At 60.4% G+C, this 21,979-nt stretch carries 24 protein-coding genes and 1 other RNA gene; 12 read left to right on the top strand and 13 right to left on the bottom strand.

The window, feature by feature from the left end:
* The first annotated feature begins 127 nt into the window (after window positions 1–127).
* Window positions 128–853 carry a DUF1013 domain-containing protein gene (locus BUA94_RS13065; protein ID WP_073013606.1) on the top strand — a complete coding sequence of 242 codons (726 nt, stop codon included), beginning with the start codon at window positions 128–130 and terminating at the stop codon, window positions 851–853.
* 91 nt (window positions 854–944) lie between these two features.
* On the opposite strand, the gene BUA94_RS13060 is transcribed toward BUA94_RS13065, so the two are convergent.
* The 11 genes from BUA94_RS13060 to tkt all read right to left on the bottom strand — a co-directional run bounded on the left by BUA94_RS13060 (window position 945) and on the right by tkt (window position 13,110).
* The gene (locus BUA94_RS13060) at window positions 945–1,976 is read right to left on the bottom strand and encodes a peptidoglycan -binding protein (RefSeq protein ID WP_073013605.1); all 1,032 of its coding nucleotides are present in this window, start codon (window positions 1,974–1,976) and stop codon (window positions 945–947) included.
* Between the two features lie 4 nt (window positions 1,977–1,980).
* Window positions 1,981–2,970, bottom strand: coding sequence for a flagellar motor protein MotA (locus tag BUA94_RS13055; RefSeq protein WP_073013604.1), 990 nt, complete (start codon window positions 2,968–2,970; stop codon window positions 1,981–1,983).
* Window positions 2,971–3,177: 207 nt separating this feature from the next.
* Complete coding sequence (locus BUA94_RS13050) at window positions 3,178–3,972, bottom strand: inositol monophosphatase family protein (RefSeq protein WP_073013603.1); 795 nt, start codon at window positions 3,970–3,972, stop codon at window positions 3,178–3,180.
* Between the two features lie 70 nt (window positions 3,973–4,042).
* A complete protein-coding gene (gene efp, locus BUA94_RS13045) occupies window positions 4,043–4,606 on the bottom strand; it encodes an elongation factor P (protein WP_073013602.1) in 564 nt (187 codons plus the stop codon).
* Between the two features lie 141 nt (window positions 4,607–4,747).
* Window positions 4,748–5,932 (bottom strand): tetratricopeptide repeat protein, encoded by a 1,185-nt coding sequence (locus BUA94_RS13040; protein WP_084082025.1) that lies wholly within the window; start codon window positions 5,930–5,932, stop codon window positions 4,748–4,750.
* Between the two features lie 4 nt (window positions 5,933–5,936).
* Window positions 5,937–6,578 (bottom strand): thiamine phosphate synthase, encoded by a 642-nt coding sequence (locus tag BUA94_RS13035; protein WP_073013600.1) that lies wholly within the window; start codon window positions 6,576–6,578, stop codon window positions 5,937–5,939.
* Window positions 6,579–6,715: 137 nt separating this feature from the next.
* Window positions 6,716–7,783 carry a class II fructose-bisphosphate aldolase gene (gene fba, locus BUA94_RS13030; RefSeq protein WP_073013599.1) on the bottom strand — a complete coding sequence of 356 codons (1,068 nt, stop codon included), beginning with the start codon at window positions 7,781–7,783 and terminating at the stop codon, window positions 6,716–6,718.
* A gap of 245 nt (window positions 7,784–8,028) precedes the next feature.
* Window positions 8,029–9,222, bottom strand: coding sequence for a phosphoglycerate kinase (locus BUA94_RS13025; protein ID WP_073013598.1), 1,194 nt, complete (start codon window positions 9,220–9,222; stop codon window positions 8,029–8,031).
* 21 nt (window positions 9,223–9,243) lie between these two features.
* Complete coding sequence (locus BUA94_RS13020; RefSeq protein WP_073013597.1) at window positions 9,244–9,864, bottom strand: LysE family transporter; 621 nt, start codon at window positions 9,862–9,864, stop codon at window positions 9,244–9,246.
* Between the two features lie 102 nt (window positions 9,865–9,966).
* The gene (gap, locus tag BUA94_RS13015; RefSeq protein ID WP_073013596.1) at window positions 9,967–10,977 is read right to left on the bottom strand and encodes a type I glyceraldehyde-3-phosphate dehydrogenase; all 1,011 of its coding nucleotides are present in this window, start codon (window positions 10,975–10,977) and stop codon (window positions 9,967–9,969) included.
* Window positions 10,978–11,121: 144 nt separating this feature from the next.
* Window positions 11,122–13,110, bottom strand: coding sequence for a transketolase (gene tkt, locus BUA94_RS13010; protein WP_073013595.1), 1,989 nt, complete (start codon window positions 13,108–13,110; stop codon window positions 11,122–11,124).
* A gap of 538 nt (window positions 13,111–13,648) precedes the next feature.
* Between tkt and BUA94_RS13005 the strand changes: the two genes are divergently transcribed.
* Both BUA94_RS13005 and BUA94_RS13000 read left to right on the top strand, forming a co-directional pair.
* Window positions 13,649–13,945 carry a DUF4164 domain-containing protein gene (locus BUA94_RS13005; protein ID WP_073013594.1) on the top strand — a complete coding sequence of 99 codons (297 nt, stop codon included), beginning with the start codon at window positions 13,649–13,651 and terminating at the stop codon, window positions 13,943–13,945.
* 6 nt (window positions 13,946–13,951) lie between these two features.
* On the top strand, window positions 13,952–14,323 hold the full coding sequence (locus BUA94_RS13000; protein WP_073013593.1) for a cell division protein ZapA: 372 nt from the start codon (window positions 13,952–13,954) through the stop codon (window positions 14,321–14,323).
* Between the two features lie 21 nt (window positions 14,324–14,344).
* Here the strand turns inward: BUA94_RS13000 and BUA94_RS12995 are convergent, their stop codons facing one another.
* Window positions 14,345–15,478: a helix-turn-helix transcriptional regulator gene (locus tag BUA94_RS12995; RefSeq protein WP_073013592.1), complete on the bottom strand. Its 1,134-nt coding sequence runs from the start codon at window positions 15,476–15,478 to the stop codon at window positions 14,345–14,347.
* A 326-nt stretch (window positions 15,479–15,804) separates the two neighbouring features.
* Between BUA94_RS12995 and ssrS the strand changes: the two genes are divergently transcribed.
* From ssrS to BUA94_RS12970, 5 genes are all read left to right on the top strand, one after another.
* Window positions 15,805–15,960: non-coding RNA, 6S RNA (ssrS, locus tag BUA94_RS12990), on the top strand.
* A 33-nt stretch (window positions 15,961–15,993) separates the two neighbouring features.
* Window positions 15,994–16,575 carry a 5-formyltetrahydrofolate cyclo-ligase gene (locus BUA94_RS12985; RefSeq protein ID WP_073013591.1) on the top strand — a complete coding sequence of 194 codons (582 nt, stop codon included), beginning with the start codon at window positions 15,994–15,996 and terminating at the stop codon, window positions 16,573–16,575.
* A 15-nt stretch (window positions 16,576–16,590) separates the two neighbouring features.
* A complete protein-coding gene (locus BUA94_RS12980) occupies window positions 16,591–17,415 on the top strand; it encodes a TIGR00282 family metallophosphoesterase (RefSeq protein ID WP_073013590.1) in 825 nt (274 codons plus the stop codon).
* 126 nt (window positions 17,416–17,541) lie between these two features.
* Complete coding sequence (locus BUA94_RS12975; RefSeq protein ID WP_073013589.1) at window positions 17,542–18,276, top strand: YebC/PmpR family DNA-binding transcriptional regulator; 735 nt, start codon at window positions 17,542–17,544, stop codon at window positions 18,274–18,276.
* Between the two features lie 74 nt (window positions 18,277–18,350).
* Window positions 18,351–18,662 carry a MazG-like family protein gene (locus BUA94_RS12970; RefSeq protein ID WP_073013588.1) on the top strand — a complete coding sequence of 104 codons (312 nt, stop codon included), beginning with the start codon at window positions 18,351–18,353 and terminating at the stop codon, window positions 18,660–18,662.
* Between the two features lie 8 nt (window positions 18,663–18,670).
* Here the strand turns inward: BUA94_RS12970 and BUA94_RS12965 are convergent, their stop codons facing one another.
* Window positions 18,671–19,435, bottom strand: coding sequence for a sulfite exporter TauE/SafE family protein (locus BUA94_RS12965; protein ID WP_073013587.1), 765 nt, complete (start codon window positions 19,433–19,435; stop codon window positions 18,671–18,673).
* 100 nt (window positions 19,436–19,535) lie between these two features.
* Between BUA94_RS12965 and ruvC the strand changes: the two genes are divergently transcribed.
* The 4 genes from ruvC to ruvB are packed head-to-tail and all read left to right on the top strand — an operon-like array spanning window position 19,536 to window position 21,937.
* The gene (gene ruvC / locus BUA94_RS12960; protein ID WP_073013586.1) at window positions 19,536–20,051 is read left to right on the top strand and encodes a crossover junction endodeoxyribonuclease RuvC; all 516 of its coding nucleotides are present in this window, start codon (window positions 19,536–19,538) and stop codon (window positions 20,049–20,051) included.
* Window positions 20,048–20,665: a Holliday junction branch migration protein RuvA gene (ruvA, locus tag BUA94_RS12955; RefSeq protein ID WP_073013585.1), complete on the top strand. Its 618-nt coding sequence runs from the start codon at window positions 20,048–20,050 to the stop codon at window positions 20,663–20,665. The genes ruvC and ruvA overlap by 4 nt, the downstream gene beginning before the upstream one ends.
* On the top strand, window positions 20,662–20,907 hold the full coding sequence (locus BUA94_RS12950; protein ID WP_084081984.1) for an endonuclease: 246 nt from the start codon (window positions 20,662–20,664) through the stop codon (window positions 20,905–20,907). Before ruvA ends, BUA94_RS12950 begins: the two co-directional genes overlap by 4 nt.
* Window positions 20,897–21,937, top strand: a complete 1,041-nt coding sequence (gene ruvB, locus BUA94_RS12945) for a Holliday junction branch migration DNA helicase RuvB (protein ID WP_073013584.1) — start codon at window positions 20,897–20,899, stop codon at window positions 21,935–21,937. The genes BUA94_RS12950 and ruvB overlap by 11 nt, the downstream gene beginning before the upstream one ends.
* Window positions 21,938–21,979 lie beyond the last annotated feature (42 nt).

Below are 21,979 nucleotides of genomic sequence, written 5' to 3'. Positions count from 1 at the left end.
CATGAGCGTGAGCAATTGCGTTCGCCCTCGGATAAATGTATAAGATCTCCTATCCCCCATCATTTTTGAATGGATCTTTGCTTTTTCGCCTTGCCGGGCGAGGGAGCTGACAGGAGGAATTTGACCGATGGCGAACACGCCGCTGATGCCGAAGGCAACTGCCGTCTGGCTTGTCGACAATACCGCTTTGAGCTTCACGCAGATTGCAAGCTTCTGCAAACTGCATCCGCTCGAAGTGAAGGCGATTGCTGATGGTGAAGCCGCTCAGGGCATCAAGGGTCTTGACCCCATCCTGACCGGCCAGCTTTCCCGCGAAGAACTCGAAAGAGCACAGAACGACCCGAACTATCAGCTCAAGCTGCATACTTCGAAGGTCGTCGTGCCGGAATCCAAGCGCAAGGGCCCGCGTTACACGCCGGTGTCCCGCCGCCAGGACCGTCCGAACGCGATTCTCTGGCTGGTGCGCAACCATCCGGAACTGAAGGACACCCAGATTATCCGTCTCGTCGGCACCACCAAGCCGACCATCGCGGCCATCCGTGAGCGGACCCACTGGAACTCGTCCAACCTGACGCCGTCCGATCCGGTAACCCTGGGCCTGTGCAGCCAGCTCGAGCTGGACATCGAAGTGGAAAAGGCCGCCAAGAACGCGCCGATCCGTCCGGAAACCGACTACGAGACCCTGATGCCGGTGGACGAAACCACCAGCGAAGACGCCATCGCAGCGGCCTTCACCATGGACACCAGCCGTCCGGTGAAGGAAGAGGAAGAAGAATTCGATGCGGACGCCGTTTTCGCAAAGCTGAATTCCCTGAAGTCCTCATCCCGTGATGAAGACGAAGACGACGCCTGATCGTCTGCCGGGTATCAGACCCTGAATGAACAAAGCCCCGGCCTTCCAATGGAAAGTCCGGGGCTTTTCTTTTGTGGTGGATCTCAAAGGATCAGCGTTCGGTCAGCTTAAGTTCGATCCGGCGGTTGCGGGCGAGGATCTCGGGTGTGTCGCCCTCTTCCAGAGGCTGGAACTCGCCAAAGCCTGCCGCAACAAGCCGCTTCGGGTCGACACCCTTGGAAATGAGGTAGCGGACCACGGAAATTGCGCGGGCCGCGGAAAGCTCCCAGTTGTTGCGCAGGCGGCCGGCGCCGGAAAGGGGGCGGGCATCCGTGTGGCCATCCACCCGCAGGACCCAGTTGATCTCGTCCGGAATTTCCTTGCTCAGCTCCAGGATCGCCTGGGCCAGCTTGTCCAGTTCCTTCTGCCCTTCCGGATTGACCTCCTCCGAACCGGAAGAGAACAGCACTTCGGACTGGAAGACGAAACGATCACCAACAACACTGATGTCGGAGCGCTGGGACAGGATCTCGCGCAGGCGGCCGAAGAAGTCGGAGCGGTACCGGGACAGTTCCTGCACCCGCTGAACGAGGGCAGCGTTGAGGCGGCGGCCAAGACTCGCAATCTTGGTCTGGCTCTCGCTTTCCTTCGCTTCGGCAGCTTCCAGAGCAGCATTTGCGGCGGCGATCTGGCGGCGGAGGGCTGCGATCTGCTGGTTCAGGAGCTCGACCTGTGCAAGGGCGCGCTGGGAGACCTGTTTTTCCTCATCCAGAACAGTTTCAAGCTGCGCGACCCGGCCACCGGCTGCTTCTGCCGCGCCGCTGTTGCTGTCCAGCAGGCCTTGCAGCCGGTTCCGCTCATCGGTGGCAGAGCTCAGGCTTGCCTGCAGGCCCTGGATGGTTTCTTCCAGATTGCTGCTGTTGGCCCGCTCCATGGACAGAAGCTCTGTCAGTTCGCTGATCTGAGCATTCAGCCGGTTCAGAACCGTGTCGCGGCCGGACAGCTGCTGGCTCAGGAAGAACTGGGCCAGCATGAAGATGGACAGCAGGAAGATGATGACCAGCAGCAGGGTCGCCATCGCGTCCACGAAGCCTGGCCAGTAGTCGGTGCCTTGCTGTCGGCGTCTGGATCGCCAGCTCGACATGGGCTTACCCCTTGGCCCGGTCGAAGGCCGCAGAAATCGATGCCAGAAGGGTCTCGACCCGCTTCTGCTGCTCTCCCTGCTGCTCCGCCCAGTCGCGCATCATCTGCTGCTCAGAGCGCACATGTTTGACGAGACCCTGAATGCCCTCGGCAAGGTTGGACATGGCCTGGGCTGCATTCTTGCTGGAACCGTCTTCCAGGGTCTTTTGCAGCTGGGCGAGAGAGGCCTGGATCTGTTCCGTGTTGGAGGAGGGTACAGACATGATCGGGCCGTCCTCCGGCTCGATGTCAGTGACCGTCGAGAGCCAGTCTTCCAGTTCATTGTAGAATCGGTTCTGCGCCTGCCCGGCCTGAAGATCGAGGAAGCCGAGTACGAGCGAGCCGGTCAGACCGAAGAGCGAGGACGAGAAAGCGGTGCCCATGCCGGAAAGCGGGGCTTCAAGACCGGCCTTGAGGTCCTCGAAGATCACGCCGGCATCGCCCGAACCCACATTCAGCGACTGGATCGTCTGGCCGACGGCGGTGATGGTCTGGAGTAGTCCCCAGAAGGTGCCCAGAAGGCCGAGAAACACCAGGAGGCCGGTCAGATAGCGGGAAATCTCGCGTGATTCCTCAAGACGCATGCCGATGGAATCGAGGATCGAGCGGGCCGTCATCGGTGTCAGCGCCATCTCGCCGACCTTGTTGCCCAGCAGTGTCGCCATGGGCGCCAGAAGAATGGGCGAGCGGGTGTCGAGGCCCGGATCACCGATCCGGAAACTGTTGACCCAGGAGATTTCGGGAAAGAGCCGGATAACCCTGCCGAAAAGCAGGAGAACACCGAGGCCGGCGACGAAGATGATCAGGCCATTGAGGCCCGGGTTGCTCATGAAAGCGACCGAGATCTGCCGGTAAAGGATGAAGGCGATGAAGGAAACGATCACCAGAAAGATGATCATGAAGGAGAGGTATGCCTTCGGACTGGACAGACTGTAGGGGTCGTAATCGCGTGCCATGAGTCGCCATCTATCGCCTGTTGAACGTACTGAATTGATAGCGTGATTTCCCGAGGCATGGAAACCGTTAATGAGGGTTTTACCAATTCCTCTTGCGCTGTGGCCTATCGGGTACGGCCAATGGGGCGATTGAATGACCGCCACGGAAAAAGAAAAGGGCGGGTGTTGCCACCCGCCCTTTTGAAACACTTGCCTGTCAGGCTCTGCTTATTCAGCGGCCTTCTTGATCAGGCGCAGCATGTGCTTGTGAGCGAACTCGTTGCCGGCAACAACGTCGCCGGAGGTGAGCATGCTTTCCTTGCCTTCAGCGTCGGAAACATATCCGCCCGCTTCCTTGACCATCAGGATGCCTGCGGCCAGATCCCAGGAATTCAGATTGTGTTCCCAGTAGCCATCGAGGCGGCCAGCAGCGGTCCAGGCCAGATCCAGGGAGGCGGCGCCGCAGCGGCGGATGCCTGCAACTTCCGGCATGAAGTAACGCAGTTCCTTCAGCGCACGGCCATGGTCGCCCTTGCCGATCATCGGCAGGCCGGTGCCGATCACCATGTCGGGCAACTCGGAGCGGCCGGCAACGCGCAGGCGGCGGTCGTTGACGAAGGCGCCACGGCCACGCTCTGCGGTGTAGAGCTCATCCATGACCGGGTTGTAGATCACACCGGCGACGACCTGTCCTGCGCGCTCCAGAGCGATGGAGATCGCGAAGATCGGAATGCCGTGCAGGAAGTTGGTGGTGCCGTCGAGCGGATCGATGTGCCAGCGGTGCTGACCATCGGTGCCTTCGACTTCGCCGCTTTCTTCCATGACCAGACCGAAGGTCGGACGGGCACGGGTCAGCTCGGTGCGCACAATTTCCTCGGCCCGGCGGTCAGCGGCAGAGACGAAATCTCCCGGTCCCTTGCGTGAGACCTGAAGGTTTTCGACTTCACCGAAGTCGCGGACGAGGCTGCGGCCAGCCTTGGTGGCTGCCTGAACCATGACGTTTAGGAGGGCTGTGCGGGCCATTTGCTGATTGCCGATGTTTCTTGGACGCAGGCGGGCCGGGCCCGCCGCGTCAGGTCAGGGATAAGATGGATCAGTCCGCGCGGCGGACGTATTCCACAGTGCCGGTGTCGACGATGATCTTTTCGCCAGCCGTGATGAACGGCGGAACAAGAACGCGGACGCCGTTTTCCAGGATCGCGGGCTTGTAGGACGAAGACTGGGTCTGGCCCTTCACCACTGCGTCTGCTTCGGTGATCTGAAGCGTGACGAACTGCGGCAGGCTGATGCCGATCGGGCGTTCTTCGTGCAGTTCCACAGTCACCATCATGCCATCCTGCAGGAAGGCTGCGCGGTCGCCAACGAAATCCATGGCCAGCTCGAGCTGCTCATAGGTTTCGGTGTCCATGAATACGAGCTGGTCTTCCTGGGTGTAGAGGTACTGGAAGTCCTTCTGCTCCAGGCGGACGCGCTCGACCTTGTCTTCCGAGCGGAAACGCTCGTTGAGCTTACGGCCATCGAGGAGGTTCTTGAGTTCGACCTGCGCAAACGCGCCGCCCTTGCCCGGCTTCACGTGCTGGGTCTTTACGACCGCCCACAGCGTGTCCTGGTGCTGAAGAACGTTACCTGGCTTGATTTCGTTACCGTTGATTTTCATGGAACGACCGATTGCATTGACTGAGAAATGGGGACCGGGCGCGCGGAACTGTCAGTCTAGACGGCACGAAAACCCAGCGTTGGCCTGTCCTACACAAATGCGGGACGGTTTCAAGGAAAAAAGCTGATTGAAGTTAGCGGATCAGGGGGAACCCTTGCTCTCGTCAATGGTCGGCGCCATCAGGGTCGGGGCAAATTCCTGAGCCTTCTTGCGGGCTTCGGCCTGGGTCGCCTCATCCAGGCTGCCGACGAAGCCATCCAACTCCAGATCGGAGACGCCCATGGTCCGGGCAACCAGGTGCCAGGCGGCGGCCGAAACTGGATCAAGGTCGCGGCCACGGCCATAGGCGTAGACGCGGGCCAGCCGGTTCATCGCAACGGGATTGCCGGCAGAGGCCGCGCGTTCGAACCAGTCGGCTGCTTCCTTCTCGTCCGGCTCCACGCCTTTGCCCTGGAAGCGCAGGATACCGTAATAAACCTGCGCGGAGGGATTGCCCCGGCGGGCGGAACGACCCATCCAGTAGGCGCCCTGGCGTTCGTCCGTGATGCCGCCATAGCCTTCGATGAAGGAGAGCGCCAGCGTGTACTGTGCTTCCTCGTCGTTCAGCTCTGCTGCCTGCTTCAGAAGCTCGCGGGCCTTTTCCTCGTTATAGGGACGGCCTTCGCCTTCCTGATAGAGGATGGCAAGGTTGTAGATCGCCGAAGGAATGTTTGCCTTGGAGGCAATTTCGAAGAGGTCTGCGGCCTTCTTCTTGTCCTGGGGCACGCCCGTGCCCAGAAGATAGAGTTGACCGAGCTGCATGGCAGCGGCGGTGTCCCCACCGGTGACGGCGAGCTGGTACCACTCGGCAGCCTTGGTCTTGTCTTCCTGAATGCCCATGCCGGTTTCATGCATGACACCCATCAGCGTCTGGGCATTATGGTCACCGTTCTCTGCAAGGGGCGTCGCAAAGGCGAGAGCAGTTAGGTACCAGCCGCGCTGGAAGATGCCATAAGCGAAATCGGCATTCGCCGTCTGGCCTTCTGCGAGAGGGGGCAGGGGGCTGTCGATGGGGCTTTTCAGCTCCATCGGGAAGATGCCCTGGTCTGCATCCGCTGCGGCTGTGCCGTCCGCCGGCGTGCCGGTCGCCGCATCACCTTCTGCCGGCGCGTCCTTGGCGTCCGGAGCAGCTGCGGCATCTGACTTTGCCGCATCAGATTTGGCGGCCGCCGCAGGCTGCGCGGTGTCCTGCTTTACCGGCGCCTTGTCCTGGGCAGCCAATTCATAGGCGCCTCCCAGAAGGGCGGTCACAAGCAGGGCAGAGGCTGCGGCGGTCCGAAGCTGCATGGTGTCAATCCACATCCGCGAATGGGTGATTTTCCAGGATGGCGTTGGCAGCAGCAACGGCTGCGGACGGGCCTTCGCCATGGGTCCAGACCGCGTCCTTCAGGGCGACGAAATCGGCGCCGGTCGCTGCCGTGGCATCAATGGAGGCAATCGTGTTGCCAGCAAGCGCAACGCATGGCGTTTCGAAGAGCTCTGCCCACCACTGGGCCCGGTCGATGGTCTTGGGATGGGCTTCTTCGCGCTCATCCAGGTCCAGCTTGCCAAAGAAGAGATAGTCCACGCCGGTTTCGGCGATTTCCATGTCTTCATGCTTCAGCTTGGTGCCACCAGCACCGACGATGCGCTCCGGCTGGAGGCTTTCGACGGCAAGCTTGATGTCCTCAAGAGACGTCTCGACATGGGCGCCATCCGATCCGGTGCGGCCAGCAACCTGGGTGTCGCCATAGATCAGGGCAGCGGCAGCGCCATCCTGAATGATCGGAACCAGCAGCTCGGCGGTGTCCTGCAGAGCCTTGCTGCTCGCCTGAGGCATGTAGATCAGAACGCAAGCGACATCGCCGCCCGAAAGCGCATCCTTGAGCTTGGGGGCGAAGTCGGCAGGTTCGAAAACCGGCGGGGTCACGAGAAAGAGGCGAGGACGATTCACGAAGCGGTTCCGGTGTAAGAAGTGACGGCAGAATGCTTCTATTGTCCCTAAAGACGGCGAAAGAGGGACGCAAGGCCCCTCTTTGCTGAAAGCTTATCGATAGTGAGCGTGTTGCCGGACGAGGTCCAGCATTTTTCTCAGGCGATCTTGGGATCGAGGCTGCCGTCCTTGTAGCGGGCTGCCATTTCAGCCAGCGTGATGACGCGCGTGATCTTCGAGGCCTGGCCTGCGGTGTTGAACTCTTCCAGACGGGCGACGCAGAGCTTTTCCATCGCGTCGCGGGCCGGCTTCAGGTACTTGCGCGGATCGAATTCGCCCGGGTTCTCGGACAGGATCTTGCGGATCTGACCGGTCATTGCCATGCGGTTGTCCGTGTCGATGTTGATCTTGCGGACGCCGTTCTTGATGCCGCGCTGGATTTCCTCGACCGGCACGCCCCAAGTCTGGGGCATCTTGCCGCCGTACTGGTTGATGATGTCCTGCAGATCCTGCGGAACGGAGGAAGAGCCATGCATCACCAGGTGGGTTTCCGGCAGGCGGCGGTGGATTTCCTCGATCACATGCATCGCCAGGATGTCGCCATCCGGCTTGCGGGTGAACTTGTAGGCGCCGTGGGACGTGCCCATGGCGATCGCCAGCGCGTCGACCTTGGTCTCCTTGACGAACTTCACGGCTTCTTCCGGGTTGGTGAGGAGCTGGTCATGGCTCAGCACGCCTTCGGCGCCGTGACCATCTTCCTTGTCGCCCATGCCGGTTTCCAGCGAGCCAAGAACGCCCAGTTCGCCTTCAACGGAAATCCCGCCGAGGTGAGCCATTTCGGTCACGGTTCTGGTTACGCCGGTGTTGTAGTCCCAGTCTGCCGGGGTCTTGCCGTCGGCCTTCAGGGAGCCGTCCATCATCACCGAGGTGAAGCCGGACTGAATGGCGGTCATGCAGGTTGCCGGCTCGTTGCCGTGATCCAGATGCACGCAGACCGGGATATGCGGGTAGATTTCGCAGACTGCGTCCATCATGTGCTTCAGCATCACGTCATGGGCGTAAGAGCGAGCGCCGCGGGATGCCTGGATGATGACCGGCGAGTCCGTGCGGTCCGCTGCGGCCATGATGGCCAGAGCCTGTTCCATGTTGTTGATGTTGAACGCGGGAACACCGTAGTCGTGTTCAGCGGCATGGTCCAGTAGCTGACGAAGCGTGATACGTGCCATTCAAAACTCCCGGGTTGGTCGAACGCTTCCAAGCCGGAGAAGATCCGGAATTTCCGCGCTGCGTCAAATTTGGGAGTGTACTTAGCAAATACCTGCGGTTTGAAAAGGGACCCGCAAGGACCTAAATCGTTTGAAATACAAATAGTTCGATGTTTTTTTTATTGTCTTTAATTTGGACGGTAAAATAATTTTTGCAAGCAATATGTGCCCCTGCCCGGACACATTTTCCGGGCAGGGGCCGATTGTCAAGCTTCCAGAGCCTTCACGCCCGGCAGCTCCTTGCCTTCCAGCCATTCGAGGAAAGCACCGCCTGCGGTGGAGACATAGGAAAAGTCGTCCGCTGCACCTGCGTGGTTGAGAGCGGCAACCGTGTCGCCACCACCGGCAACAGAATTCAGCTTGCCGGCCTTGGTGCGGGCCGCGGCATGCTGGGCTGCGGCAACGGTGGCCTTGTCGAAGGGCGCGATCTCGAAGGCGCCGAGCGGGCCGTTCCAGACCAGCGTGTTGGCGGCGTCGATCTTCTCGGCGACCTTGGCGATGGAGGCAGCGCCAACGTCGAGCATCATGGCATCGGCCGGGATGGCGTCGAGGGCGACGGTCTCATTCGCGGCGCCTGCCTTGAACTCACGGGCCACCACGGCATCTGCCGGAAGCACGATCTCGCAGCCAGCCTTGTCGGCGGCAACCATGATCTTGCGGGCTGTGTCTGCCAGGTCATGCTCGCAGAGCGACTTGCCGACATTGACGCCCTGTGCGGCGAGGAAGGTGTTGGCCATGCCGCCACCGATCACCAGCATGTCGACCTTGCTGACCAGGTTTTCCAGAAGGTCGATCTTGGAGGAGACCTTCGCGCCGCCGACGACGGCAAGAACCGGGCGCTTGGGTTCGCCAAGGGCAGAGCTCAGGGCTTCCAGTTCGGCCTGCATGGTGCGGCCGGCATAGGACGGCAGCAGGCGGGCAATGCCTTCGGTCGAGCCATGGGCGCGGTGTGCGGCGGAGAAGGCATCATTGACATAGAAGTCGCCGTTGGCGGCAAGAGCCTTGGCGAAGTCCGGGTCGTTCTTTTCCTCACCCTTGTAGAAGCGGGTGTTTTCCAGAAGCAGCACGTCGCCGTTGGAGGCTTCGGCAATGGCTTCCTCGACCGAGGCGCCGATGCAGTCATCAACGAAGTCGACCGGAGCAAGCAGCAGATCCGCAAGCGGCTGTGCCACCGGTTCCAGGGACATGTCGGCAACGCGCTCGCCCTTCGGGCGGCCGAAGTGCGCCAGGAGAATGACCTTGGCACCCTTTTCGGAGAGTTCCTGGATGGTCGGCAACACGCGTTCGATGCGCGTTGTGTCCGTTACCTTGCCACCGTCCATCGGAACGTTGAGGTCGACGCGCACAAGCGCGCGCTTGCCAGCGATATCGTTGAGATCGTCGAGAGTCTTGAAGGCCATGTGAGTGATATCCGTCAAATGTCAGCGCGTGGAACTGGTGGTTGCGGCAATGCCGATTCCGAACAGGGTCAGCAATACACCAAAGGAGCGTTCGATCCAGAGCTTGGCACGGAAGAATGTGTCCCGGACTTTCGCCTGTGTGAAGAAGAGTGTGACTAGCACGAACCAGAGGAACACACCGGAGGCCATGATGGCGCCGTAGCCGATCTGAACCGGGAGGGACGTTCCCGGAGCCGTGACCTGCACGAAAACGCTCAAGGCAAACATGGTGGCCTTGGGGTTGGTGGCGTTGGTGAGGAAGCCCCAGCGCAGTGCCTTGAGGGGCGGCATTGCGGTTGCCGGATCGGCTGCGGGCATGTCCCGGCTTGCGCCCCGGTACATGGTTATGCCCAGGAAGATCAGATAGGCAGCGCCGATCAGCTTGATGGTGTTGAACAGCAGGATCGACTGGGAGACCACCAGACCGATACCGGCGATGGCATAGGCGGAGTGAACCACGAGAGCCAGACCGATGCCGAGTGCTGTCATGAAACCTGCGGTCCGGCCACCGACGAGAGCATTGCGGATGACCACTGCGAGGTCCGCGCCCGGCACGATTGCGACAATGATCGTCAGGGAAAGAACCGTGAAGAGTTCGACCAATTTGGATGTCCTGGGACGTAAGAGATAAAAAAGGGCGGATACGGTCAAGCCGCATCCGCCCTCAATTCTAGTCCGGATGACGTGTCATCCGCATGGCGTCACTCAGATCAGCTTTGCCATGGCGACGGCGGTGTCGGACATACGGTTGGAGAAGCCCCATTCGTTGTCGTACCAGGTCAGAATGGAGACCATCGTGCCGTCCATGACCTTGGTCTGGTCCAGAGCAACGGTCGAGGAATGCGGATCGTGGTTGAAGTCGATCGAGACATTCGGTGCGTTGGTGTAGCCCAGAACATTCTTCAGACGGCCGTCAGCAGCTGCAACAAGTGCCTTGTTGATCTGTTCTGCGGTGACTTCCTTCGAAGAGATGAACTTGAAGTCGACCAGGGAGACGTTCGGGGTCGGGACGCGAACCGAAATGCCGTCGAGCTTGCCAGCCAGGGACGGGATCACCAGGCCGATTGCCTTTGCAGCACCGGTCGAGGTCGGGATCTGGCTCATGGCAGCAGCGCGGCCGCGGTAGAGATCCTTGTGCATGGTGTCCAGGGTCGGCTGGTCGCCGGTGTAGGAGTGGATCGTCGTCATCATGCCGCGCTCGATGCCGAATTCGGCATGCAGAACGTCAACCACCGGTGCCAGGCAGTTGGTGGTGCAGGATGCGTTGGAGACGACGAGATCGTCCTTGGTCAGAACGCCATGGTTGACGCCATAGACGATGGTCTTGTCAGCGCCGGTTGCCGGTGCAGAAACCAGAACGCGCTTTGCGCCAGCTTCCAGGTGCAGAGCAGCCTTTTCACGAGCGGTGAAGATGCCGGTGCATTCCATCGCAACGTCGACACCCAGTTCGCCCCACGGCAGGTCCTTCGGGTCACGGATGGCAGTGACCTTGATCGGGTTGCCGCCAGCGATGGAGATGGTGTCGCCGTTGACGGTCACTTCAGCCGGGAATCGGCCGTGGACGGAGTCAAAGCGCAGCAGGTGGGCGTTGGTTTCGACCGGGCCCAGGTCATTGATGGCAACGACTTCGATGTCGGTCCGGCCGGACTCGACGATGGCACGAAGAACGTTCCGGCCGATGCGGCCAAAACCGTTGATTGCTACCTTGGTCACCATATTCCACTCCATGGTTCACAGCGCATGCTTGGCTGCGCCGGTATCATTGGCCACGGCGGCGTGGCCTATTGGACGGCGCCCGCACGGCACCGTCCCGGTTGGCCGCACGCTTCATGTCGCGAACGGCCTGATCTTGAGTGAGGCTCAGGCCTTGAGCTTGGCCTGAGCTGCCGCAACGACGGCATCGGCGGTGATGCCGAAGTGCTCGTAGAGCTTCTTGTACGGGCCGCTGGCTCCAAAGCCGTGCATGCCGACGAACAGGCCATTGTTGCCGATGAAGCGGTCCCAGCCCATGCGGATGCCGGCTTCGACAGCGACCTTGACCGGGCTGTTGCCGATGACGGCGGCCTGGTAGTCCTCGGACTGGGTCTCGAAGAGTTCAAAGCACGGAACCGAGATCACGCGGGCGGCGATGCCGGCTTCCTGCAGCTTGCCGTGAGCTTCAACGGCCAGTTCCACTTCCGAACCGGATGCGAAGATGGAGACGGCTGCGTCTTCTTCGCTGTCGATCAGGACATAGGCGCCGCGGGCACACAGGTTGTCTTCTTCGTAGGTCGTGCGCAGGGCCGGCAGGTCCTGACGGGTCAGGGCCAGAACGGACGGTGCATCCTTGGTTTCCAGAGCCAGCTGCCAGCACTCGAGCGTCTCGGTGATGTCTGCCGGACGGAAGAACATCAGATCCGGGATCGCGCGCAGGGCAGCGTAATGCTCGACCGGCTGGTGGGTCGGGCCATCTTCGCCAAGGCCGATGGAGTCATGCGTCATCACATGGATCACGCGCTGCTTCATCAGAGCGGCAAGACGGATGGACGGACGGCAATAGTCGGAGAAGATCAGGAAGCCGCCGGAATAGGGCACCAGGCCGCCATGCAGCGCCATGCCGTTCATGGCTGCGGCCATGCCGTGCTCACGAATGCCCCAATGGATGTAGCGGCCGGAGAAATCGTCCGGGGTGACCGAAGCGGTCTGCTTGGTCTTGGTGTTGTTCGAACCGGTCAGGTCGGCAGAGCCGCCAATGGTTTCCGGAATGACTTCGTTCAGGACACCCAGGACGGCCTCGGAAGCCTTGCGGGTTGCCATCTTCGGCTTGGTTTCGGCAAGCTGCTTCTTGTATTCCTGCACGGCAGCTTCGAAACCGGCCGGAAGATCACCACGGTTACGGCGTTCGAATTCGGCGCGGGTGTCAGCGTCCTTTGCGGAGAAGCGCTTCTGCCAGTCCTTGTGAGCCTGTGCAGAGCGAAGGCCTGCGATGCGCCATGCATCGAGGATCTCGCTCGGGATCTCGAAGGCTTCGTGCGGCCAGTTCAAAGCGGTGCGGGTCGCAGCTGCTTCTTCAGCGCCCAGCGGCGAGCCGTGAACGCCATTGGTGCCGGCCTTCTTCGGGGAGCCGAAGCCGATGGTGGTCTTGGCTGCAATCAGGGTCGGGCGGTCGCTGGCCTGGGCCTGGCGGATCGCGCTTGCGATGGCTGCCGGGTCATGACCGTCGATGGAAATGGTGTTCCAGTTGGACGCGGCGAAGCGGGCAACCTGATCGGTGGAATCGGTGATGTCGACGCGGCCGTCGATGGAAATGCCGTTATCGTCCCAGATCACGATCAGCTTGTTCAGCTTCAGATGGCCTGCGAGGGACAGGGCTTCCTGGCTGATGCCTTCCATGAGGCAGCCGTCACCGGCAAGCACATAGGTGAAGTGGTCGACGATGTCGGACCCGAAGCGGCTTTCCTGCAGCTTTTCGGCGATGGCCATGCCAACGGCGTTGCCAAGGCCCTGACCGAGCGGACCGGTGGTCGTCTCGATGCCGGCGCCATGGCCGAATTCCGGGTGACCGGCAGTGCGTGCGCCGATCTGGCGGAAGTTCTTCAGCTCATCGAGGCTGAAGTCTTCGTAGCCCAGCAGGTACAGCACGCTGTAGAGCAGCATGGAGCCGTGGCCTGCGGACAGAACGAAGCGGTCCCGGTCGCACCAGTGGGGCGCCGTCGGGTCGAACTTCAGAAATTCGGTGAAGAGCACGGTCGCGATGTCGGCTGCGCCCATCGGCAGGCCGGGGTGGCCAGACTTTGCTTTTTCCACGGCATCAATGGCAAGGAAGCGGATCGCATTTGCCATGCGCTGGTGTTTTTCAAGATCGGCCATATGTGTCCCGTAACTTGTTTCGGCGTCGTGCCGGATAATATCCAATTTGCCATCCCGGTTCGAAAACCGGGGAAAGGCGGAGGGGCGCGCCTGATTTGGTGCATACCAAACACTCAGCCTGAAAGGCGCCCGACAAATATCAGGAACATTGCGCGAGTCAATCAATCCGCGCCAGCTTACGAGCTATTGATGGCTCCTGAAAAGGACTGAGGATTCTGGCCCTGTTCCCATTGACGTATTCATCAGCCCTTGCCTAATCTCGGAGCTGCGGCAGATTTCCGGGCAGAATGACGGTATGTGGCCATTATCTTGCCCGGAATTGTTCGCACTCTGGTTGAACGGATTCCGGTGGCTCTTGCGGTTTGCTGCGGCCATTTGGAACGGGTTCTGTGGCTGAATTGCTCCAAACAGGGCCTTCACCGGACCTCCGGGCTGGACGACGGGGTGTCTTTGCTAGATATGCAGGGTCAGATTTGCCGCATGGCACAATGGAAACTGCAGGGTGCCAAGGCGCCATAGCTTGGAGAAACGACAGGGAATGGCTGAACAGGGACCACGTTCCGGGGTGACCATTGAAGCTGCCCTGCAGCGTCTGGCGAAAGCGCTTGGAACGCTCGAAACCTCTGTTCAGCGCCGGATCGAATCTGACCGGTCCCTGAATTCCCTGCAGGACGATCTCCAGCGGCTCGGCGAAGACCGGTCCCAGCTTGCCAACAGTCTCGACAAGTCCGAGACCCGAGCCCAAAGGCTGGAAGATGCCAATCGCGATGTGTCCCGCCGCCTTGTGTCGGCAATGGAGACCATCCGCAGCGTTCTTGATGCCCAGGGAGGATAAGGCCGAGTGGCTCAGATCAATGTGATCATCAACGGCCGGTCTTTCCGGATGGCGTGCGACGATGGCGAAGAGGACCGGTTGATCGGTCTTGCCAAGCGTTTTGACGGCTGGATCGATGACCTCCGGGGTGCATTCGGCGAAATTGGCGACCAGCGCCTGACTGTGATGGCAGGCATCATGGCAACGGACCAGCTTGTCGAACTGGAAAAGAAGATCGCTGCGCTGGAAGCGGATCTGTCGCAGGCCAAGGAAGCTCAGGCGACAGCGGTAAAGACCCTGAACACTCACGAGAGCGATGTGGCTGGGGCAATCGACAAGGCCGCGGCCAAGATCGAATCACTGGCGGAAGGTCTGACCCGCAGCTTGCGGTTAGAATAGGCATTGCTTTAGCAGCTGGCCTCAGCCGTTGCGGGTGAGGAAGCAGAACCGTTCAAGCCGCGAGATCAGGGCTTTCTGGTTGTTGACCCCGCATTTGCCCATGGCCGATTTCAACTGCTTGCGTACCGTGTCGGTCGCAAGTCCGCTTTCCGCAGCATAGTCGGCAAGTCCCATCCCTCTGGCGACGGCCGATATTGCTTTCGTTTCGGCGGCTGTGATCGAGAACAGCTGAGCGAAGCGCGAGGCTTCTTCCTGTGTGATGATCATTTCGGCCGAGAGCGGGGTGATGACCAGCATCACGGATGGTCCGGAAAGCGTGGCGAAGTGGGCCAGTGCGGGGACGGATGAAATGACGCGCACGCTGTACTGGTCGAGCGTCAGCGGATCGCTTGCCAGAAAGGCGCCGGTGGTTGAGCCTTGCGTCTGGCTCAACGTTTCGAAGGTGTCCTGGAAGTCGGCCTCCGATTTCTTGTCGGTAAAAGTCAGCTGCTTGCAGCGGCTTGCCATAAGGCCGGCGCGCAAATGCTCTTCGGCAATGCCGTTGGCAAAAAGCACCTCGCGCTTCTTGTTGAGAATGACCACGGCCCGGCCAGTGTTTGACCAAAGGTCTCCCAGCAATCCACGCTGGATCTGCAGCTCGCCGTTGGCGGTGTAAAGCCGCACGGCCTGGCGAAGACTTGGCAGAAGCCCTTGCAGGCGCTGAAGCTGGGGCTGGGTGAAGGGGTTCGCATCGTTCAGGGGCGCGATGCCGATGCCCATGAAGGTTTCCGGAGCCGACAGATTACACAGCGCCAGATTGCGCATGCCGTTCTGGGCCAGAATTTCATTATAGACGATATCGGTTCTTTGCTCTTCGGGACTCAAGACGTCCGGTTCCAAGAGGATCTTGCCGATCGTGGCATTGGCGACCCTGGGGATGCGCCGGTCCATGACGAAATAGTCGCTGAGGTAGGTTGCATAGGCATCGTCGTTGCCGCGTTCGAAATGGTCGATGACCGGCCGGTTTCCGATGGTGTCGAGGACGATGAGATTGACTGCGGAGCCGCCAACGAAATCGGAAAGCCGGATCAGGGCATCGCGCCATAGATCCGGGGCCAGTGCGGCGTCGAAGAAAAGATCTGTAAGGGTCTCAAGGCTTTCGCTGCGGTCAATCATGGAGTGGGACCCTTGAGGCTACGTTTATCTACGGATGACCTTCAGGAAGAAGTGACATGACATACCCCATTTGGGGGATGCGGAAGCATAGGTAGTTGTGTCAGAGAAGAGGCGGCTACTGCAAGCCTGTTTTTTAGGTCTTTTGGAAGTGAATTTTTAGACAACTGATCCATTTACTCGGATCATCTACCGCAACCCGGCGGAAACGACCTTGGGACCGGCAATCTGCCGGTCCCATTTTTATTTTCGATACTGGCAGTTTTCCCGAGGGGCCAACTCTCCCATACTGTCCTCTGGCAAAGTGACTGGCGCGGCGCTATATGATGGGTCGGCTGCGCGACACGTCAGGAACCATATCCCCGGGGCCTTACGCATTCCTTTGGGAGCTGTCCCCGCTTCGGACCGTGGTCTGTTGCAAACGGCGCCCACCTACATAGTAGGTTTCCCGGGATTGCGAATTCCAACGGTCGTGCGGCTTTTCGTTTTCGGTCAGACAGAGAGCCCAAATATCCGTCATGTCCGGCACTGCTCCGTCTCCCTTCGCCGAGGCAAAAGAACGACTGCGGCGCCAGGCCCTGACCCGGCGGGCGGCGTTGACGGGTGTGGACCGGGTAGAGGCCTCCCTTCAACTGGCGGATTTCGCAACGGATCTTGAGCTGGAGCCTGGCCTTGCTGTTGCGGGTTTCTGGCCTATCCGGGACGAGATCGATCCGCGGCCCCTTTTGACAAAGCTCAGGGACATGGGGCATCCACTCTGTCTTCCCGCGGTCGCCCACCCCACGTTGATTTTCAGAAGTTTCGGCCGGGATACGGAATTCGTGCCCGGCGGTTTCGGAACGATGGCGCCTGGACCGGACTCAGCCGAGTTGCGTCCCGAGGTGCTCCTGATGCCCCTGGCCGCCTTCGACAGCCGTGGCAACCGCATCGGATATGGCAAGGGACATTACGATCGTGCCATCGCAGCCCTTGAAAAAGATGGTCCGGTCGTGTGTATCGGTCTGGCTTTCGACGTCCAGGAGGTTGGCGAGGTGCCTGCCGAAGCCCATGATCGGCGGCTGGATGCCTTGTTGACCCCTACCGGCCTGCGCCGGTTCTAACTCCCGAGAGGCTTTATGAAGCTCTTGTTCCTTGGCGACCTGGTCGGACGCACCGGCCGGACTGCGGTGATTGATCAGCTGCCTGCCATCGTTGAAACGCAGCAGCTGGATTTCGTTGTCGTCAATGGGGAGAACTCTGCTTCTGGCTTCGGCATCACCGAGGCCATTCTGCAGGACGTTCTGGATGCGGGCGCGGATGTGGTGACCACCGGCAACCACGTCTGGGATCAACGCGATACGCTTGTCTATATCGAGCGTCAGGACCGCCTGCTGCGCCCCCTGAACTATCCGGCCGGAACGCCTGGTCGCGGCGCACATCTTTACACTGCCCGGAACGGCGCCCAGGTGATGGTCGCCAATGTCATGGGGCGCGTCTACATGGATGCCATGGATGACCCTTTCGCGCGGATCGAGCGTGTCGTCGACGATTGCCCGCTTGGGCAGGTTGCAGATGCCATCATCATCGACATGCATGCGGAAGCCACCAGCGAGAAGCAGGCCATGGGGCACTTTCTCGACGGGCGCGTGAGCCTGGTGGTGGGGACGCATACCCATGTGCCTACCGCTGACCACCAGATCCTTCCGGGCGGCACGGCCTACATGTCCGATGCGGGCATGTGCGGTGACTACGACAGTGTGCTGGGCATGGAAAAGGATGAGCCGGTGAACCGGTTCCAGCGCAAGATCCCGGGCAACCGTTTCACGCCTGCTTCCGGTGAAGCCACGATCAGCGGCGTTGCCGTTGAAACCGATGACCGGACCGGGCTTGCCTTGCGTGTTGCGCCGGTGCGCATCGGCGGGCGGCTGGAGCCGGTGCTGCCGTCTTTCTGGCAGAGCTGACCTCCTCATTGAGGTGCGGGGAAGCTTGTGGGAGGCCGCCAGAGGCCCCCGCTGGATTTTCTGCGCGGCTTTGCCTATAAGCGACGCAACTTTTCAAAAAGACATCCGCACGAGCCGAGAAGAGCCATGGCAGGACATTCACAGTTTAAGAACATCATGCACCGCAAGGGTCGGCAGGACGCGATCCGGTCGAAGATCTTTTCCAAGCTGTCGAAGGAAATCACCGTCGCAGCAAAGGTCGGTGGACCGGATATCGACGGCAACCCGCGCCTGCGCCTGGCCGTGCAGAACGCCCGTGCCCAGTCCATGCCGAAGGACAACATTCAGCGTGCGATCAACAAGTCCCAGTCCGGTGACGACGACAACTACGAAGAAATCCGCTACGAGGGCTACGGCCCGGCTGGCGTTGCCATCGTTGTCGAAGCACTGACCGACAACCGCAACCGTTCCGCTTCCAACATCCGCTCCTACTTCACTAAGTGCGGCGGGTCCCTGGGCGAAACCAACTCGGTTGCCTTCATGTTCGACCGGGTTGGCGAGATCACCTACAAGCCGGAAATCGGCGATGCAGATGCGGTTCTGGAAGCTGCGATCGAAGCTGGTGCCGATGACGTGCAGACCGATGAAAACGGTCACACCATCTACACCGCTTTTGAAGATCTGAACGACGTTTCCAAGGGTCTGGAAGCAGCCTTTGGGGAAGCCGAATCCGTCAAGATCATCTGGAAGCCGCAGAACCTGACGCCGGTTGATAACGAGAAGGCTCAGACGGTCATCAAGCTGCTCGACATGCTCGAAGAAGACGATGACGTCCAGAACGTCTATGCCAACTGCGACATCGATGCGGAAGCTCTGGCTTGAGGCTGGTCTGCTGACGCAAGGCTGAGTTAAGACAACCCCGGTTTTACCGGGGTTGTTTGTTTTTGCAGAGGGGAATGGCGTTGGAAAGCCGGATTTTCGAACTCACGCAGCTGGATGCCAAGACCTTGCCGGAACGGGCTCTGAAGCTGGCTGAAGAGGCGGGAGAAGTTGCCCAGGCCGTTCTGTCGGCAACCGGTGCATCCGGCTCCGCCTACAAGGGGCTGAACCTTGCGGATGTGCGCGAAGAAGCAGCAGATACCGCAATCGTTGCGCTCAGCATTCTGGCGCAGACCTGTGAAGACGAAGCCATGTTCAAGGCAGAGCTGAACCGCTTGCTTTCGGAAAAATGCGGCAAGTGGGAAGCGGTTCTCAAGCGGCAGGCGTAATACCAACCTCAACGTCCGAAGAGCGGGTCCAGAAGCGGCATTGAGGACAGGGCAGCCAGCGCAATCAGCGAATAGGCAATCAGCCGGTAGAGCTTCGGGTCAGCCTTGCCGAAGCCCGTCGAGCCTGCAAACAGTCCAAGCGCGTAGAGCGGTGTGCCGGCAATTGCCAGGTGCAGCACCGGCAAAGTGAAGAAGTCCTTGAGCCAATAGGCAAAGACCGTTCCGACGCTGGCCAGGGCGAAGAAGACGATCAGGTTGGCGCGTACGACTGCCGGTTCCTTCGAACTGGACAGCCAGAAGGCGACCACCGGCGGACCGGCGACCTGGCTGACCCCGCCAAGCACTCCGGCAACCATCCCGACGCCGAAAGACACCGGTGCGCTGGGCCGGTTGCGGTAGCGCCAGCCGGAGACCAGCAGCAGAAGAACTGCTGTGACGATACCGAAAATGATCCACCGCAGCAGCAGGGTGTCCATGCTGGCGAGAAGCCAGGTTCCGGCATGGACGAACAGGACCGAGGCAATGACGGCCGGAATGATTGTGGACCAGTCGCAGATCCGCAGGGCCTTCAGCACCAGCGGCAAGGCGATGACGAAGTCGAGGATCAGGAAGCTTGCGGCAGCGGTCGGCGGGAAGATCAGGCTGGTGGCCACCGGCATGTAGATCATGCCCGCTCCAAACCCCGCGAAACCCCGCACACAACCGGCAACAAGCAGCACGCAGCAAAGGAGCAGGAGAACTCCCGAATCAAAGGACGAGAAGATGTCGAGCATGGTGGCCGCGTGGGGTGAGGTGGGAAAAACAGCGTCTAATCACTGCGTAAGGGCGGCTTCTGCTGGCGTCAACTCGCAAGTTTTGTTACCGGTTTGTTCTATGACGCATCCGATTCGAGTTCTCGGCATTGATCCGGGGTTACGGCGCACGGGCTGGGGCATGATCGAAGTGATCGGCAACCGGCTGATCTTCATTGCCTCGGGCACGGTGACCTCCGACAACAAGCTGGGACTTGCGGAACGGCTGGTGCAGTTGCATGACGGCCTCACCGATGTGGTCCGGCGGCAGGAGCCGATGGAGGCTGCCGTCGAGCACACATTCGTCAACAAGGATGCTGGCGCGACGCTGAAGCTGGGACAGGCGCGTGGGATCGCGCTTCTGGTTCCCGCGCTTGCCGGTCTCAGCGTTGCGGAATATGCGCCGAACCTCGTCAAGAAGACGGTTGTCGGCACGGGCCACGCCGAAAAGGAACAGATCCGCGCCATGGTGAAGATCCTCATGCCGCGGGCGACATTTGATACGGATGATGCTGCGGATGCGCTGGCGATTGCGATCTGCCATGCCCATCATCGCGGGTCGGCAACCGGGCGCATGGCCCAGGCAGGTGCAGCATGATCGGAAAGCTCAAGGGAACCATCGACAGCTATGGCGAGGATCATGTGATCCTGGATGTGCATGGCGTCGGATATCAGGTGTTCTGTCCGTCACGTGTGCTCCAGACCCTTCCCAAGGCAGGGGAGGCTGCCGTGCTCTTCATCGAGACAATGGTGCGTGAAGACATGATCCGCCTCTTCGGCTTTTCGCAGGAAGCCGAGCGCGAGTGGTTCCGTCTGCTGATGACGGTGCAGGGCGTCGGCGCAAAGGTGGCTCTGGCGGTTCTGGGCATTCTCAAGGCCAATGAAATCGCCAATGCCATCGCTCTTGGAGACAAGGCGACCATGTCCCGGGCGCCGGGTGTCGGCAAGCGCGTTGCTGACCGGATCGTGGCGGAGCTGAAGGACAAGGCGCCAAGCTATGCTTCCATTGATGCGGACACCATCTCGGTGTCCCAGACCGTGACCGAAAAGGTCGCGGCACGTCCGGTTGCCGAAGCCGTCTCCGCGCTCACCAATCTGGGCTATGGTCAGCCGCAGGCAAGCGCCGCTGTGGCGCGTGCCATGAAGACGGCCGGAGAAGAGGCGACGACGGAAACCCTCATCCGGCTGGGACTCAAGGAGCTGGCACAGTGACGGTATTCTGGTTCGTTGTTGTCGCGGTCTGCATTTTCCTGCTCGGGGTTGGCGGGATGATCGTTCTGGATCACAAGTTCTCTCAGGCGGTGCAGGGGCGCGACTACACGGTCAAGGGGCGCCGGGTGCTCAGTGACGATCCTTTTGTTCGCAAGACTTTCCGGAAATTTCATGCCATTCGCGTGGCCTATTCCTTTCTTCTAATCGCTCTACTTGTGGTGGTCGTGTCCAATGTCGGATGAAACGCGTCTTGTCTCGCCGGAAATCCGTGGTGACGAAATCGACACCACCATGCGCCCCCAGGCGCTGGACGAATTCGTTGGTCAGGCACAGGCCCGTGCGAACCTGAAAATCTTCATCGAAGCGGCCAAGGCACGCAGTGAAGCGCTGGACCACGTGCTTTTCGTAGGCCCCCCCGGCCTCGGCAAGACAACCCTTGCGCAGATCATGGCACGTGAGCTTGGCGTGAACTTCCGGGCAACTTCCGGGCCTGTGATTGCGAAGGCTGGCGATCTGGCGGCTCTTCTGACCAATCTTGAAGAGCGCGATGTTCTGTTCATCGACGAAATTCACCGGCTCAATCCGGCGGTGGAGGAAGTTCTCTATCCGGCGATGGAAGATTATCAGCTCGATCTGATCATCGGGGAGGGACCTGCTGCCCGTTCCGTAAAGATCGACCTGGCGAAGTTCACGCTTGTGGCCGCCACCACGCGTCTTGGTCTGCTGACGACGCCTTTGCGCGACCGGTTCGGCATTCCTGTCCGGCTGCAGTTCTATACGGTTCCGGAGCTGGAACACATCGTCAACCGCGGCGCGCGGATCCTCGGTGTCGGCATGGCGCCGGACGGTGCGCATGAGATCGCCAAGCGCTCGCGCGGAACCCCGCGTATTGCGGGACGGCTCCTGCGCCGTGTCCGCGATTTTGCGGTGGTGGCCGGTGTGGAGCATGTGGATCGCGCTCTGGCCGACCGTGCCCTGTCGCAGCTTGAAGTCGACGGAGCGGGGCTTGATGCTCTGGACCGGCGGTATCTGCAGCAGATTGCGGTCAATTTTGGTGGAGGACCGGTCGGCATCGAGACCATTGCCGCGGCCCTGTCTGAGCCACGCGATGCGATCGAGGAAATCGTCGAACCTTATTTAATCCAGAACGGCTTCCTGCAGCGCACGCCTCGGGGCAGAGTGTTGACACCGCAAGCTTTTTCTCATTTGGGACTTGCGGTTCCGCAGAAGATTGACGCACCGCAGCTAGGATTGTTTCAGGAACCTGAGTGAATACAGGGCTCTGCATGAATTTAATTCGCTTCCTGCCTTAAT

It is taken from the genome of Roseibium suaedae (assembly GCF_900142725.1).
Taxonomy (GTDB): Bacteria; Pseudomonadota; Alphaproteobacteria; order Rhizobiales; family Stappiaceae; genus Roseibium; species Roseibium suaedae.
This window is presented reverse-complemented; position numbering and strand designations above follow the sequence as displayed.

Coding starts and splice junctions, on each gene's coding strand:
- fba (WP_073013599.1), bottom strand. CDS start 7,783: ATGGCACGTATCACGCTTCGTCAGCTACTGGACCATGCCGCTGAACAC.
- efp (WP_073013602.1), bottom strand. CDS start 4,606: ATGAAAATCAACGGTAACGAAATCAAGCCAGGTAACGTTCTTCAGCAC.
- BUA94_RS13025 (WP_073013598.1), bottom strand. CDS start 9,222: ATGGCCTTCAAGACTCTCGACGATCTCAACGATATCGCTGGCAAGCGC.
- BUA94_RS13050 (WP_073013603.1), bottom strand. CDS start 3,972: ATGGCCCGCACAGCCCTCCTAAACGTCATGGTTCAGGCAGCCACCAAG.
- BUA94_RS13040 (WP_084082025.1), bottom strand. CDS start 5,932: ATGCAGCTTCGGACCGCCGCAGCCTCTGCCCTGCTTGTGACCGCCCTT.
- ruvA (WP_073013585.1), top strand. CDS start 20,048: ATGATCGGAAAGCTCAAGGGAACCATCGACAGCTATGGCGAGGATCAT.
- BUA94_RS12980 (WP_073013590.1), top strand. CDS start 16,591: ATGAAGCTCTTGTTCCTTGGCGACCTGGTCGGACGCACCGGCCGGACT.
- BUA94_RS13005 (WP_073013594.1), top strand. CDS start 13,649: ATGGCTGAACAGGGACCACGTTCCGGGGTGACCATTGAAGCTGCCCTG.
- BUA94_RS12985 (WP_073013591.1), top strand. CDS start 15,994: ATGTCCGGCACTGCTCCGTCTCCCTTCGCCGAGGCAAAAGAACGACTG.
- gap (WP_073013596.1), bottom strand. CDS start 10,977: ATGGTGACCAAGGTAGCAATCAACGGTTTTGGCCGCATCGGCCGGAAC.
- BUA94_RS13055 (WP_073013604.1), bottom strand. CDS start 2,970: ATGGCACGCGATTACGACCCCTACAGTCTGTCCAGTCCGAAGGCATAC.
- BUA94_RS12995 (WP_073013592.1), bottom strand. CDS start 15,478: ATGATTGACCGCAGCGAAAGCCTTGAGACCCTTACAGATCTTTTCTTC.
- ruvC (WP_073013586.1), top strand. CDS start 19,536: ATGACGCATCCGATTCGAGTTCTCGGCATTGATCCGGGGTTACGGCGC.
- ruvB (WP_073013584.1), top strand. CDS start 20,897: ATGTCGGATGAAACGCGTCTTGTCTCGCCGGAAATCCGTGGTGACGAA.
- tkt (WP_073013595.1), bottom strand. CDS start 13,110: ATGGCCGATCTTGAAAAACACCAGCGCATGGCAAATGCGATCCGCTTC.
- BUA94_RS12975 (WP_073013589.1), top strand. CDS start 17,542: ATGGCAGGACATTCACAGTTTAAGAACATCATGCACCGCAAGGGTCGG.
- BUA94_RS13060 (WP_073013605.1), bottom strand. CDS start 1,976: ATGTCGAGCTGGCGATCCAGACGCCGACAGCAAGGCACCGACTACTGG.
- BUA94_RS12970 (WP_073013588.1), top strand. CDS start 18,351: ATGGCGTTGGAAAGCCGGATTTTCGAACTCACGCAGCTGGATGCCAAG.
- BUA94_RS12965 (WP_073013587.1), bottom strand. CDS start 19,435: ATGCTCGACATCTTCTCGTCCTTTGATTCGGGAGTTCTCCTGCTCCTT.
- BUA94_RS13065 (WP_073013606.1), top strand. CDS start 128: ATGGCGAACACGCCGCTGATGCCGAAGGCAACTGCCGTCTGGCTTGTC.